General features: G+C 63.8%; 14 protein-coding genes. 12 read left to right on the top strand and 2 right to left on the bottom strand.

Annotated elements, in window-relative coordinates; translation table 11 throughout:
• Nucleotides 1-290 precede the first annotated feature (290 nt).
• The 10 genes from rpmH to ACP154_RS02465 all read left to right on the top strand — a co-directional run bounded on the left by rpmH (nt 291) and on the right by ACP154_RS02465 (nt 9,670).
• Entirely contained in the window at nt 291-425 is a 135-nt protein-coding gene (gene rpmH / locus ACP154_RS02420; protein ID WP_022701434.1) for a 50S ribosomal protein L34, read from the top strand.
• Nucleotides 426-448: 23 nt separating this feature from the next.
• On the top strand, nt 449-844 hold the full coding sequence (rnpA, locus tag ACP154_RS02425) for a ribonuclease P protein component (RefSeq protein ID WP_133723932.1): 396 nt from the start codon (nt 449-451) through the stop codon (nt 842-844).
• 15 nt (nt 845-859) lie between these two features.
• The gene (gene yidC / locus ACP154_RS02430; protein ID WP_421857205.1) at nt 860-2,881 is read left to right on the top strand and encodes a membrane protein insertase YidC; all 2,022 of its coding nucleotides are present in this window, start codon (nt 860-862) and stop codon (nt 2,879-2,881) included.
• A gap of 96 nt (nt 2,882-2,977) precedes the next feature.
• Entirely contained in the window at nt 2,978-3,544 is a 567-nt protein-coding gene (gene yihA / locus ACP154_RS02435; RefSeq protein ID WP_421857203.1) for a ribosome biogenesis GTP-binding protein YihA/YsxC, read from the top strand.
• Nucleotides 3,545-3,603: 59 nt separating this feature from the next.
• Nucleotides 3,604-4,581 carry a DUF1036 domain-containing protein gene (locus tag ACP154_RS02440; protein WP_421857201.1) on the top strand — a complete coding sequence of 326 codons (978 nt, stop codon included), beginning with the start codon at nt 3,604-3,606 and terminating at the stop codon, nt 4,579-4,581.
• Nucleotides 4,578-5,297, top strand: a complete 720-nt coding sequence (locus ACP154_RS02445) for a pyrimidine 5'-nucleotidase (protein WP_421857199.1) — start codon at nt 4,578-4,580, stop codon at nt 5,295-5,297. The genes ACP154_RS02440 and ACP154_RS02445 overlap by 4 nt, the downstream gene beginning before the upstream one ends.
• Nucleotides 5,294-6,124: a 2,3,4,5-tetrahydropyridine-2,6-dicarboxylate N-succinyltransferase gene (gene dapD / locus ACP154_RS02450; RefSeq protein WP_421857197.1), complete on the top strand. Its 831-nt coding sequence runs from the start codon at nt 5,294-5,296 to the stop codon at nt 6,122-6,124. The genes ACP154_RS02445 and dapD overlap by 4 nt, the downstream gene beginning before the upstream one ends.
• Before the next feature lie 48 nt (nt 6,125-6,172).
• The gene (gene dapE / locus ACP154_RS02455; protein ID WP_421861407.1) at nt 6,173-7,345 is read left to right on the top strand and encodes a succinyl-diaminopimelate desuccinylase; all 1,173 of its coding nucleotides are present in this window, start codon (nt 6,173-6,175) and stop codon (nt 7,343-7,345) included.
• On the top strand, nt 7,342-7,917 hold the full coding sequence (locus ACP154_RS02460; protein WP_107711502.1) for a hypothetical protein: 576 nt from the start codon (nt 7,342-7,344) through the stop codon (nt 7,915-7,917). Before dapE ends, ACP154_RS02460 begins: the two co-directional genes overlap by 4 nt.
• Before the next feature lie 49 nt (nt 7,918-7,966).
• Entirely contained in the window at nt 7,967-9,670 is a 1,704-nt protein-coding gene (locus ACP154_RS02465) for an amidohydrolase (RefSeq protein WP_421857195.1), read from the top strand.
• A 2-nt stretch (nt 9,671-9,672) separates the two neighbouring features.
• On the opposite strand, the gene ACP154_RS02470 is transcribed toward ACP154_RS02465, so the two are convergent.
• Together ACP154_RS02470 and ACP154_RS02475 are read right to left on the bottom strand one after the other, a co-directional pair.
• Nucleotides 9,673-10,485 carry a glucose 1-dehydrogenase gene (locus tag ACP154_RS02470; protein ID WP_421857193.1) on the bottom strand — a complete coding sequence of 271 codons (813 nt, stop codon included), beginning with the start codon at nt 10,483-10,485 and terminating at the stop codon, nt 9,673-9,675.
• Between the two features lie 101 nt (nt 10,486-10,586).
• A complete protein-coding gene (locus ACP154_RS02475; protein WP_421857191.1) occupies nt 10,587-10,961 on the bottom strand; it encodes a Kazal-type serine protease inhibitor domain-containing protein in 375 nt (124 codons plus the stop codon).
• A 142-nt stretch (nt 10,962-11,103) separates the two neighbouring features.
• On the opposite strand from ACP154_RS02475, the gene ACP154_RS02480 reads away from it, so the two are divergent.
• Both ACP154_RS02480 and fmt read left to right on the top strand, forming a co-directional pair.
• Complete coding sequence (locus ACP154_RS02480; protein ID WP_421857189.1) at nt 11,104-12,063, top strand: SDR family NAD(P)-dependent oxidoreductase; 960 nt, start codon at nt 11,104-11,106, stop codon at nt 12,061-12,063.
• A 66-nt stretch (nt 12,064-12,129) separates the two neighbouring features.
• Nucleotides 12,130-13,062, top strand: a complete 933-nt coding sequence (gene fmt / locus ACP154_RS02485) for a methionyl-tRNA formyltransferase (protein WP_421857187.1) — start codon at nt 12,130-12,132, stop codon at nt 13,060-13,062.
• Nucleotide 13,063: the final 1 nt, after the last annotated feature.

Here is a 13,063-nt window from a genome sequence, read left to right on the forward strand (position 1 = left end):
AGCCAGCATCACCTTGGTGTGAAAGTTTATTTCAAAATCACACGCTTATGGCGTCCCGTCCGTAATTCTACGGGCTGAGCCAGGCGACAATGCGCCCTCCCGAAAAACATCTGCGCCATGGACGCGCTGACAATGTGCGCACAGGCGCGATAAATATGCTAAAAGTGCAGTTCATCGCCGCCCTCAAAGGCGGTGGGGCGCTTGACTCAAGCCCCTGCCTCCCGTATCCACCGCGGCTCGAATTTTGAAGCGCCGGGGGCCCGGCCGCTGATCCCAATGGGAGCCGAACCGTGAAACGTACATTCCAGCCGTCCAATCTGGTCCGCAAGCGCCGCCACGGCTTCCGTGCCCGCGCCGCCACCAAAGCCGGTCGTCAGGTTCTGGCGCGTCGCCGCGCCAAGGGCCGTAAGCGTCTGTCCGCCTAATTCAGGCGACAGTCGACACGACGATGTATCCAGATCGCGCCGCACGGATCACCGAGCGGCGCGATTTTTTGCGCGCGCGAGACGCGCCGCGCATCGCCAGGCCGTCTGTTGTCATTCAGATGCTTGCGCGCAAGGATGACCCCGACGGGCTGACCCGCGCGGGGTTCACCGCGACAAAGAAAATCGGCAACGCCGTGGCGCGCAATCGCGCCAAGCGCCGATTGCGCGCAGCAGCGCGCCTGTTACTGCCCCTCCACGGGCGGCCCGGAACCGACTATGTGTTCATTGCGCGCGCTCAAACGGCGAACCGGTCCTGGCCGGCCTTGCTTGACGATGTCAAAGCCGCGTTGATAAGCCTCGCGCGGCGTGAGCGTGGATCGACGGGCGATCTGCGGGATCACACGCCCTCAAAGACGTAAGGGATCGTTCCTCCCATGGGTGAGAACCGCAACTTCCTGCTCGCAGCCGTTATCGCGATCGGCATCCTGCTGCTGTATCAGGTGTTCGTGCTGGATCCGATGGCCCGCGACCGTGAGGCCGCTGAAGCGGCCCGACTCGCCAGCCAGGCGCAGACCACAAACACTGATGACGCGCCCCAGGCCGAGCCCAGCGCCTTTGCCCCCGGCAGTGGTGAGAACGGTCTCAGCCGCGACGACGCGCTGGCCCGCTCCCAGCGTATCGACATTCGCACCGAGGCGCTGTCGGGATCGCTGTCTCTCACCGGCGCGCGGCTCGATGACCTGCAATTGCTGCGCTACGACACCGAAGTGGATTCCGGCGAGCCTGTCACAGTTCTCAGCCCGGAAGGCTTTGACGGGTATCAGTACGCCGCCGCTGGCTGGCTGGGCGACGCCAACGCGCCTCAGGGCCTGCCGGGCCTGAGCACACAATGGACCCTGGCCGAAGGCGATGTGCTGACGCCGGACACCCCCGTCGTGCTCCAGCACCAAGCCGGCGACCTGACCTTCCGCCGCACCATCAGCGTCGATGACAATTACCTGTTCACCGTCTCCGACAGCGTCATCAATAACGGCTCTGCGGCGGTGTCGCTGCGTCCCTATTCGCTGGTGCGCCAGCATGGCGTGCCGGAGGATCTTCAGAACTTCTTCGTGCTGCATGAAGGCGCGGTCGGCGTGGTGGACGGCACGCACTTCTCGCGCAAGTTCAGGAAATGGGAAGATGAAGGCCTGATCGAGCGCTCCGGCCCTGGCGGCTGGATGGGCATCACCTCCAAATACTGGCTCGCCGCCGTGGCCCCTCAGGACCAAGGCAATGTGCGCGCCCAGTTCCGTGTGGTCTCGCGCCCTGACCGTCCCGTCTTTGAAGCCAATTATCTCAGCGATGCGCAAATCCTGGCGCCGGGCGCCAGCCTGGAAGCGTCGAGCTATGTGTTCGCGGGCGCCAAAGCGCAGCCCATCCTGGCCGCCTATGAAAACGAGCTGGGCATTGATCGACTGACCATGGCCATCGACTGGGGCATGTTCTGGTTCATGACCCGGCCCTTCTTCGCCGCGCTTCACTTCTTCTACGGACTTCTGGGCAATTACGGCCTGGCGATCATGGTGGTGACGCTTTTGATCAAGCTGGTGCTGTTCCCGCTCAACAACCGCGCCTTCGCGTCCATGGCCAAGATGCGTTCGGCCGCACCGAAGATGAAAGAAATCCGCGAGCGCCACAAAGACGACCCTCAGGCCCAGCAAAAGGCCATGATGGAGCTCTATCGCAAGGAGCGGATCAATCCGGTGGCGGGCTGTCTGCCCATCCTGCCGCAAATCCCGATCTTCTTCGCGCTTTACAAGACCGTGTTCATCTCGCTGGACGCGCGCCATGCGCCGTTCTTTGGCTGGATCCAGGACATGTCGGCGCCCGATCCGACCATGTTCGGCAATCTGTTCGGCCTGTTGCCCTACGATCCGTCCGGCATTCCGCTGATCGGTCAGATCCTGGCGATCGGCATCTGGCCGCTGCTGATGGGCGTGACAATGTGGGCCCAGCAATCGCTGAACCCGCCGCCGCCGGACAAGATCCAGCGTCAGATCTTCGCCTTCATGCCGATCATCTTCACTATCATCATGGCGCCCTTCCCGGCCGCCCTGATCATCTACTGGTCGTGGAACAACACCCTGACCATCGCCCAGCAATACCTGATCATGCGCCGTCAGGGCGTGGTGACCGAGCTGGACCGCAACTTCTTCAAGCTCCGCGCCAAGCTGACCGGCTCGGCCGTGCCCGCGAAATATCAGGGCGAGGACACCCCGACCGCCACCAATGAGGTGATCGAGGGCAAGGTGGAGAAAGCCGTCACCGAACTGGCGGAAGACACCAACGCCGACGCAGCGATCACAGACGGCGAAACCCCGGCCAAGACCGAGACGCCGGCCAAGCCCGCAACCCCGGGTCGCCGGGTCAGCTCCAATCCCGCGGCCAAAAAACCGCGCGGCGGCAAGAAGAAATAGGAGGCGGCCCTGACCGAGCCCTCTCCAGACGCCCAGGCTGAAACAGCGGCCCGCCTCGCAGCGGGCCGCAAACTCTTCTCCGGTGAAATCGACTTCATGCTGGGCGTGGTGTCCATGGACACGCTGCCGGCTTCAGACGTGCCCGAGATCGCGTTTGCAGGCCGCTCAAATGTCGGCAAATCCTCTCTGATCAACGCCCTGACCGGTCGCAAACAGCTTGCCCGCGCCTCCACAGAACCGGGCCGGACGCGAGAGCTGAACTTCTTTGACATGCAAGGCCGGCTGCGGATCGTCGACCTGCCGGGCTATGGCTTCGCCAAAGCCCCCAAGGAGGTCGCTGCGCGCTGGACGCGCCTGACGCAAAGCTATCTGCGCGGCCGGGTCAATCTCAAGCGCGTCTTCTTGCTGATCGACTCTCGGCACGGCATCAAACCCTCTGACGAAGAGATCATGAAGGTTCTTGATAGCGCCGCCGTGGTGTACCAGATCGTTCTGACCAAAACCGACAAGCTCAAGCCCAGCGAAGCGCAAAAGCGCCTTGAGGAGACCACGCAGAAAATCGCCCGGCGGCCCGCCGCCTTCCCAGTGATTTCCGCAACTTCAAGCGCCAAGCGTGACGGGCTGGACGAGCTGCGCGGGGAAATCTCCACCCTGGCCCTATAGCGGGCGGGGACCACGCCCTACGATACCGGGCAAGCGTGTGGAGCGACGGGAGCCTTGAGATGCTGAACCGGATCATTCTGGCCCTGGTGATGATGCTGGGCCTGGGCGGCGCCGCCCAGGCGGGCCAGGTGTGCAATGAAACCAGCTTCATGGTGGAGGCGGCCAAGGCGTGGCGCACACCGTCCGGACTGGCGGTGGAAGGCTGGGCGCGCATCGCGCCGGGCGGGTGCGCGGAAATCGGCCCCGCCACAGACACCGAACAATATCTGTATGCGCGCACCACCCGCGCTTATCTGGGCGGCGTGCGCGAATGGCGCGGCAGCCTGGATATCTGCGTGGATGAGGCGGATTTCTCGTTCGAAGGCGTGGCGGATTGCGACTTGCTGGGGCTTGAAACCCGAAAATTCCGGCAGTTGAGCGACGCCGAGCGCGACAGCGCCGTGCTGGTTGAAGTCGCTGATTTTGGCGACCGGGCTGAAGAAGCCGGTCTCCAGCGCCTTTTGCAATCAGCCGGTTATGACATCAACGTCATTGACGGGTATGCCGGTCGCCGCACCCGCCGCCAGGTCGCCGCCTTTGAATCAGATATGGGCCGCAGCTTTGGCGCAGAACGCAGCGAGCTGATCGAAGCGCTGCACGAGAGGGCGCTGGAACGCAATTCCGGGCTGGGCCTTCAGGTCTGCAACGACGCCAGTCTGCCGATCGGAGTCGCCGTGGCGCGGGCGGTTGGAGACGGATTTGAAACCCGCGGCTGGTGGCGCATCGCACCGGGCGGCTGCGCCCAGACGCTGTCCGCCCAACTGACGGGTGACGAAACTTATGTCTACGCCCAGCTGATCGATGGCGACGCGCTGCGCCCGCTGGCCTCCGGCACAGAAGCGTTTTGCATCACGCCCGCGCGTTTCACCAGCCAGGCGCGCGGAGACTGTGAGACCTCCGGCTTTCAGCCCGCCCTGTTTCGGGCCGCGCCCGATGCGGACAATGGCGGCAGCGTAATGCGGCTTGATCTTGATGATTTTGAGGAACCCCTTCCGTGATCAAAACACCTGACCTGCGCCATGTGGACACCTGGGTGTTCGATCTTGATGAGACGCTCTATCCCGCCGATGCGGCGGTGATGAGCCAGGTCATCGAGAAGATGACGGACTGGGTTCAACGTGAATTCTCGATGACGCGCGAGCAAGCCCACGCTTTGCAGCAGCATTATTACACCACCCATGGCACCACGCTGAACGGGCTGCTGGTCAACAATCAGGTGAAAGATCTCGCCGCGTTTCTGGATTTCGTCCACGACGTGGATCACTCCGTGATCACACCTGATCCTGAGCTGGCTGATCATGTGGCCGCGCTTGAGGGTCGCCGCATTGTCTACACCAACGGCTCGCGCAAGCATGCCGAAAAGGTCATCGACCGTCTGGGGCTCAACGGCCTGTTTGAAGATCTTTATGACATCGAGGCCGCAGACTTTACGCCCAAACCGCACCGAGCCGGCTTTGAGCGGTTCACCGATCATTTCTCGATCAGACCGCAAAGCACGGTGATGTTTGAGGATTCAGTCAAGAACCTGCAAACCGCTCATGAAATCGGCTTTACCACGGTGCTGGTACATCCCCCTGTCGAAGCGCTGGCGGATGGCGTGACGCCCGAACCGCTGATACATCCCGATCATATTCACTACGCTGCGGACTGCCTGCGCACTTTTCTGGGCGACTGGCATGTTGCTGCGGACACAGCAAAGAAGACGACGCCATGAACCCTGATGCGCTGAAATCGGTTATCGACGCCGCCTGGGACATCCGCGACCAGCTCACCCCCCAAACCCAGGGCGAGGTCCGCGATGCGGTCAACACAGCCCTCAACCAGCTCGACAGCGGGCAAGCCCGTGTCGCCAGCCGCGGCGAAGACGGCGACTGGGTGGTGCATGAATGGCTGAAAAAGGCGGTTCTGTTGTCCTTCCGCCTGAACCCCAACCGCATCATCCCCGGCGGCGCTGATCATGGCCCCTGGTGGGACAAGGTCGCCTCGAAATTTGAAGGCTGGGACGCCGCCGAGTTTGAACGCGCCGGCTTTCGCGCCGTGCCGCCTGCCGCCGTGCGCCGCGGCGCCTTCATCGGCAAGGGCGTGGTGCTGATGCCGTCCTACGTCAATATCGGCGCGTATGTGGATGAAGGCACGATGGTGGACACCTGGGCCACGGTCGGCTCCTGCGCCCAGATCGGCAAGAATGTGCACATCTCCGGCGGCGCCGGCATTGGCGGCGTTCTCGAGCCGCTGCAGGCCAATCCGGTGATTATCGAGGATAATTGCTTCATCGGCGCGCGCGCCGAGGTCGCCGAAGGCGTGATCGTGCGCGAAGGCGCGGTTCTGGCCATGGGCGTGTATCTGAGCGGCTCCACCAAGATCATCGATCGGGCGACCGGCGAGATGTTCCGCGGCGAGGTCCCGCCCTATTCCGTCGTGGTGCCCGGCAACCTGCCCGGTGAAGATGGCAAGCCGGGGCTCTATTGCGCCGTCATCGTCAAACGCGTGGACGCCCAGACCCGCGCGAAAACCTCGATAAACGCCCTGCTGCGCGATTAGGCAAGAACAGGTCTCTCAGGCATGGCGCCGGGCGTCAAAACGCCCTAAATCTGCGCCATGCTTGATCTGTCTTCGCTTACCGACCCAATCCCGCTCGCCCGCCGCCTGATTCAGGCGCCGTCCGTGACCCCCAAGGACGCGGGCGCGCTCGATATACTCTCCGAGGCGCTTGAAATGCTCGGCTTTGTTTGCCAGCGGTTCAAGTTTGAAGACGTCGATAATCTCTATGCCCGTCTGGGCACGACAGCGCCGGTGTTCTGTTTTGCGGGGCATACCGATGTGGTGCCGGCAGGCGATGACGCCGCCTGGAGCCGCGGGCCGTTCGATGCGGACATCGCCGATGAGGTCTTATGGGGGCGTGGCGCTGCGGACATGAAAGGCGCGATCGCAGCCATGGTCGCCGGCGTCGCCCGATATCTGCAAAGCCAGAGCACACCGTCCGGCTCCATCGCCTTCCTGATCACCGGCGATGAAGAAGGCCCGGCGATCAACGGCACGAAAAAACTGCTCGAAGCGATCACCGAGACGGGTGAAACGCTCGATCATTGCCTGGTGGGCGAGCCGACCAATCCGCATGTGCTGGGCGATACGATCAAGGTGGGCCGCCGCGGCTCACTCAACGGGGTGATCACCGTCACCGGCCAGCAAGGTCATGTGGCCTACCCCGAAAAAGCCGAGAACCCGATCCCGGTCCTGATCGATCTTGTGAGCCGGCTGACCGCGCGCACGCTCGATGAGGGCGCGCCGCATTTTCAGCCCTCCAATCTTGAGGTCACAACGATTGATGTGGGCAACGCCCCGCATAACGTGATCCCGGCCAAGGCGAGCGCGAAGTTCAATATCAGGTTCAACACCGCCCAGTCCGGGGATGATCTGAAACAGTGGATTCGCGAAGAGGCCGCCGCCGCGAAAGCAGGCACGTTTTGCGAGATTGATCTTGATCTAACCGTGACCGGCGACGCCTTCCTCACCAAAACCGGCCCGTTCACCAGCTTGCTTCGCGACGCGGTCAAGGACCACACGGGGCGCGAACCGGCCCTGACCACAGGCGGCGGCACGTCAGACGCGCGCTTCATCAAGGACTATTGCCCGGTGGCCGAATTTGGCCTGGTAGGCGAAACCATGCACCAGGTGGATGAGCGCGTGCCCGTCAGCGACGTGACCGGCCTCGCCGCGATCTACGCCGACGTGCTGGACCGGTATTTCAAGACCTTCTCATGATCAATCAGGCCCTCAAGGATATGCGCTCCGGCGTCGACGGCGTCTTTGCGCTGTTGGCGTTCAAGCCCGACTGGCGCAAGCATTTCGACATGAGCGCGGAGGGCGTCAGCCGGTCCTTCATCGGTGTCGTGCTGGGGCTGCCCGCCTTCATCTTCCTGATCTACGGCATCAACTACTTCATCGCTGACAACGCCAGCTATTTCGACGCGGATGCGAGCTATTCATTGCTGGACGCTCTGCTCAGCTGGGCGCGATTCTGGCTGGTCTTTCCGATTGTCGCCATGGGCATGGTGATGGTTCTGGGCGTCAAGGACCGCTATGCCAGCTGGCTTGTCACCCACAACTGGACGGTCTTGCTGCTGGTCCATGTTCAGGCGCTGATGCTGGCGCTCTACCCGGCCGGGCTGGCGGACGCCGGGGCCATGGGGCAAGTCACTTCGCTATACAATTTCGTGCGCCTGTTCATCCATTGGCGCATCGCGCACGCCGCCCTGGGCCTGCCGCCCCTGCTGGCGGCGGCGGCCGCGGGCGTGCCCTTGATCATCGACTGGATGATCATGACCGTGACCTGAGGCCCGCACCGCGCTAGTTTCCCTCTCAAATATTCCCGGGGAGGGGTTTATGAACCGTACTTTATCACTGGCCGCACTGTCTTTGAGTGTCTGCACGCTGGCGCTGGGCGCCTGTTCCGAACCGCGCGAGGGACAGGTGACGCGTCCCGAAAGCGCCGATCGTATCTTCATCGGCGGTCCGATTTACACCGGCGTCGAGGCGAGCCCCACCGCCGAATTGGTCGCCGTAGATGACGGCCGGATTGTCTTTGTCGGCAGCGCTGCGGACGGCGCAGCCTTCATCGGTGATGCAACAGAGACCGTCGATCTGGCGGGCGCCACGCTGTTTCCCGGTTTCACGGATGCGCATGCGCATATCATCGGCGTCGGCGAGCGCGAACGCTCGTTGAACCTGGAGGGAACCGCCTCCATCACCGATCTGCAGGCCCGCGTCGCCGAGGCCGCCTCGGACGCCAGCGCCTCGATCATCTCCGGACGCGGCTGGATTGAAACGCATTGGCCCGAAGAGCGCTTTCCCAACGCCGACGATCTGGATGCGGTCGAGGCCGAGCGTCCGGTGATCCTTGTGCGCGCGGACGGCCATGCGCTGGTCGCCAACACCGCTGCCATTGAAGCAGCGGGCATCACCGCAGACACACCCGACCCCGAAGGCGGCGCGATTCTCAAGGATGAGGCCGGCCAACCCAATGGCATGTTCATCGACACCGCTATGGCGCCTTTCGCCGCTTTGGCGGGCGAACCCGACGGCGAGGAACGTGAAACGCTCTATCGTCTTGGCGCTGAGGTGATGGCGTCCCAAGGCTGGACCGGCGTGCATGATATGAGCGTGCCTTATGCGGATGTGGACATCATGGCCGCTCTGGCTGAAGACGGCGCCTTCCCGATCCGCGTCTCGGTTTACGCCAACCCGGAAGATTATGACGCCGTCGCCGCCCGGGCGCCGCGCATTGAAAGCAATGGCCGGGTGATTGCACGCGGCGTGAAATTCTACATGGACGGCGCGCTTGGCTCACGCGGGGCGGCGCTGCTCGCGCCCTATGACGACGCGCCGGACACGACCGGCCTGTTCCTGTCTGAAGAAGAGCGCGCCGAAGCGATGATGCAGCGCGCATTGAATGACGGCGTGCAGCTCGCAATTCACGCCATCGGCGATGCGGGCAATCGTGAGGTGCTCAACTGGATGGAGGACAGCTTTACCGCTATCCCCGCCGAAGAGCGCGCCGTTGCGGAGCCGCGCTGGCGTGTGGAGCACGCCCAGGTGCTGCACCCCAACGACATTCCGCGCTTTGGCGATATGGAGGTGATCGCCTCCATGCAGCCCAGCCACGCCATCGGCGATCTGCACTTCGCCGCCAGCCGGATCGGCCTGAACCGGCTGGAAGGCGCCTATGCCTGGCGAACCCTGATCGAGGACGGCGCGATCATTGCGGGCGGCTCTGACGCGCCTGTGGAACGTGGCGAGGCGCGGATCGAGTTCTACGCCGCCGCCGTACGCCGCGATCTCAGCGGCTTTGCCGATGATCACTGGAATCTTGATCAGGCGCTTGACCGCGAGACGGCGCTGAAGCTGTTCACGATCTGGCCAGCCTACGCCAGTTTCCGTGAAGACGAGCTGGGTACGATCGAAGTGGGCAAGATCGCAGATTTCTCGGTCTTTGATCGCGATCTCATGACCGTGCCGGACGCGGACCTGGTAGAGGCTCGCCCGGTGATGACGGTGGTGGATGGCGAGGTGGTCTGGCGCGCGGAGTAAGCTCAGTCCTCAGCCCGGCGCGGTGAGGACGCCGCGCCGGCGAGGATGCCGCCATCCAGATGCAGATCCGTCCCGGTCATATAGCTCGACGCGCTTGAGGCGAGAAACAGCGCGGCGTCCGCGACTTCCTCCGGGCGCCCGAACCGCCCCATGGGGATGCCAGCCTCCACATCGGCGACGGCGCGGTCGCGGGCCTCGCCCTCCCCCAGCATGTCGTCCCACATGGGCGTCAGCACGGCGGCGGGCAGGATGGCGTTGCAACGAATGTCATAGCCCGCCTGCGCGCAATAGAGCGCCACGGTGCGCGTGTGATTGAGGACCGCGGCCTTGGACGCGGCGTAGGCCGCTGCAGCCGGAATGCCCACCACGCCCGAGCGTGACGACAGATTGATGATCGAGCCGCCCGCGCGCCCCTTCATCAGCTTGATGCCCCACTGGCAGCCCAGCATGACGCCATCAGTGTTCACCCGATGCACGGCGCGCCAGTCCTCCAGCGTCACGTGCTCGGGATCGTGAAGTTCTTGCTCCGCCACGCCGAACCCGGTGATCCCGGCGTTATTGACCAGAACATCAAGCCCGCCCCAGCTGTGCTCGATCCAGTCCGCCGCGGCTGACCAATCGGCGGGTTGACCGACATCGAGCGTCCGAGCGTGCGCCCGCTGGCCCAGTCGTGCGGCCAGCGCTTCGGCGCCGGGGCCGTCGATATCGGTCAAAAGCACCTCCGCGCCGTCTCGCACAAACGCTTCAGCGATCGCAGCGCCGATGCCGCGCGCAGCGCCGGTGATCAGCGCGGTCTTGCCGGTCAATTGTGCCATGGGGTCTCCTGTCGTTGAGCAGACTGCTTACCCGGTTCCAGCGCATTGCGGAAGAACCGCACGATCAAGCCCAAGACTGAGCGGGCGCCGTCGTCCGGCGCTTATTGGCGTGCTTGGCATTCGCCCTGATGCACCACGCTGGCGCCCGCCGCGGCGGCCGTGCAGGCATTGCCATAGGTCTGGCCGTCGCAGCCGCAAACCGGGCGATACTCGCGGGTGCACATTTGCGGGCGCGCGGTGCAAACGCCCATCTGGTCCGCCGCGCCGCATTGGGCTGCGGGGGCGTACGCGCAATAATTGGCCCCGGCGTCTGCGCCTTCACATCTGACGCCAGCCATGCCGCCGCAGGCCTCGCCCAAGCCGACGATACGCCAATCGCCGCCGCCCGGTCCGCCCGTGACAGGGCCCTCATCCGGCGTCGCCGCGCGACACGCGCCGAGCACCAAAATCGCCAATACAGTCAGAATGGTCCGCATGTTCGTCCCCTTTGAAACGCCTTCGTTATCCCAATTTAGCACGACTGGCTGACCCGCGCCTGAACGACGAACCCTCAGAAAGCTGGCGTCCTGTGATGTGACGCGCGACACTGACATTCACAGCGAGAGGATAGGTTTGATCATGACTGATAACCGCCAGCAGCCCGTCGATAGCCCGTTTCACATGCGCTCCACCGCCCAAGAGGTCGCGAAAGCGGCGGACCTGGCTGGCAAGCGTGTTGTCATCACGGGCGGTTATTCCGGTATTGGCCTTGAGGCCACCCGTGCTCTGACCCAAGCTGGCGCACACGTCATCGTCACCGTCAGAACGCCAGACAAGGCCCGATCCGCTCTGGACGGACTACCGGTCGAAACCGTGACGCTCGACCTGATGGAGCCCGACAGCGTCAAGACAGGCGCGCAAGATATCCGCGCTCTGACGGCGGACGGGATCGACCTGCTGATCAACAATGCCGGGATCATGGCGACGCCCTTGCGGCGCAACTCCAAGGGCTGGGAGAGCCAGTTCGCCACCAATCATCTGGGCCATTTCGCCCTGTTCGCGCACCTCTCAGACCTCTTGCTCAACCGTCCCGGCGCCCGTGTCGTAGCGCTGTCCTCGCTCGCGCACCGGATCAGTGATGTGATGCTTGAAGACTGGAACTGGGAAGCTGGCGCGTATGAGAAATGCGCCGCCTATGGCCGCTCGAAAAGCGCCAACGCCCTGTTCGCGCTGGAGCTGAACCGCCGCTATGAGGATCAGGGGCTCAAAGCCTATTCGGTCCATCCCGGCGGGATCATGACCGAACTGCAGCGCGACCTCGCCGACGAGGAGATGCGCGCCATGGGCTGGTTTAACGAAGACGGCACGCCCAAGGATGTGTTCAAGACGGTCGAGCAAGGCGCCTCCACCTCGCTGTGGGCGGCGACATCGCCCCTGCTGGAGGATCGCGGCGGGGTCTATTGCGAGGATTGCAATATCGGCGCACTGAACCCGCCCGAAGGCGCGTTTTATGGCGTTCACTCCCATATTCGCGACAGCGCGACCGCACAAAAACTCTGGACGCTCAGCGAAGAGATTACAGGGCTGAAGGCGGTGTAAGGCTTTTACTCCACCGCACTTCGGTCTAGGTGCAGGCCCGTAACCTGACAGCATTGATTTAGAGCCATGACCTTACGCCTCGCCTTCATGGGCACCCCTGAATTCGCCGCCGCTTCGCTCGCCGAGATTGTCGGCGCCGGTCATGATGTGGTCGCGGTCTACACCCAGCCCGCCCGCCGACGCGGCCGTGGTCAGGCGACCGTCAAAACCCCGGTCCATCAGCTCGCCGAACTGTTCGGCCTGACCGTCCATACGCCCGAAAGCTTCCGCGACCCTGAAGTGATTGCTCAGTTTGAGAGCCTTGATCTCGATGCGGCATGCGTGGTCGCCTATGGCCAGATCCTGCCGCAACAGGCGCTCGACGCGCCGCGCCTGGGCTGCCTCAACCTTCACGGCTCGCTCTTGCCGCGCTGGCGCGGGGCGGCCCCGATCCAGCGCGCCATCATGGCGGGCGACGAGGTCACGGGCGTCCAAATCATGCAGATGGAGGCGGGGCTCGACACCGGTCCTGTGTTGATGAGCGAAGTGGTTCCGATCGCCGAGACCGACACCGCCTCCACCTTGCATGACCGGCTGATGAGCACGGGCGCCCAGCTTTGGCCGCGCACCCTTGCTGCGCTTGAGCGCGGCTCATTAAGCGCAACGCCGCAAAGCGAAGAGGGCGTCACCTACGCCAAGAAGATCACCCGCGAGGACGCCCGTATCGACTGGGCCAAGCCCGCCGGCGAAGTCGCCGACCAGATCCGCGGCCTGTCGCCCGTGCCCGGCGCGTATTTCGAACTGCAGAGCGAAACCAGACCGGTGCGCGTGAAGGTCCATTTCGCCCAGCCTGAAAAAGGCGACGGCGAGCCCGGAGAAGTGCTGGACGACGCCTTGCTGGTCGCCTGCGGACGCGGGGCTGTGCGCCTGACCCGTCTTCAGCGCGAGGGCAAGGGTGTGATGGACGCGAAGGCCTTTCTCAACGGCACGGACGTGCCCGCCGGGACGATGCTGGGCTAGC

It is taken from the genome of Oceanicaulis sp. (genome assembly GCF_965249665.1).
Taxonomy (GTDB): domain Bacteria; phylum Pseudomonadota; class Alphaproteobacteria; order Caulobacterales; family Maricaulaceae; genus Oceanicaulis.

What these genes read in the sequence shown, in the direction of transcription:
- rnpA (WP_133723932.1), top strand. Translation starts at nt 449, where the DNA reads ATGTATCCAGATCGCGCCGCACGGATCACCGAGCGGCGCGATTTTTTG.
- yidC (WP_421857205.1), top strand. Translation starts at nt 860, where the DNA reads ATGGGTGAGAACCGCAACTTCCTGCTCGCAGCCGTTATCGCGATCGGC.
- yihA (WP_421857203.1), top strand. Translation starts at nt 2,978, where the DNA reads ATGCTGGGCGTGGTGTCCATGGACACGCTGCCGGCTTCAGACGTGCCC.
- ACP154_RS02440 (WP_421857201.1), top strand. Translation starts at nt 3,604, where the DNA reads ATGCTGAACCGGATCATTCTGGCCCTGGTGATGATGCTGGGCCTGGGC.
- dapD (WP_421857197.1), top strand. Translation starts at nt 5,294, where the DNA reads ATGAACCCTGATGCGCTGAAATCGGTTATCGACGCCGCCTGGGACATC.
- ACP154_RS02460 (WP_107711502.1), top strand. Translation starts at nt 7,342, where the DNA reads ATGATCAATCAGGCCCTCAAGGATATGCGCTCCGGCGTCGACGGCGTC.
- ACP154_RS02465 (WP_421857195.1), top strand. Translation starts at nt 7,967, where the DNA reads ATGAACCGTACTTTATCACTGGCCGCACTGTCTTTGAGTGTCTGCACG.
- ACP154_RS02470 (WP_421857193.1), bottom strand. Translation starts at nt 10,485, where the DNA reads ATGGCACAATTGACCGGCAAGACCGCGCTGATCACCGGCGCTGCGCGC.
- ACP154_RS02475 (WP_421857191.1), bottom strand. Translation starts at nt 10,961, where the DNA reads ATGCGGACCATTCTGACTGTATTGGCGATTTTGGTGCTCGGCGCGTGT.
- ACP154_RS02480 (WP_421857189.1), top strand. Translation starts at nt 11,104, where the DNA reads ATGACTGATAACCGCCAGCAGCCCGTCGATAGCCCGTTTCACATGCGC.
- fmt (WP_421857187.1), top strand. Translation starts at nt 12,130, where the DNA reads ATGACCTTACGCCTCGCCTTCATGGGCACCCCTGAATTCGCCGCCGCT.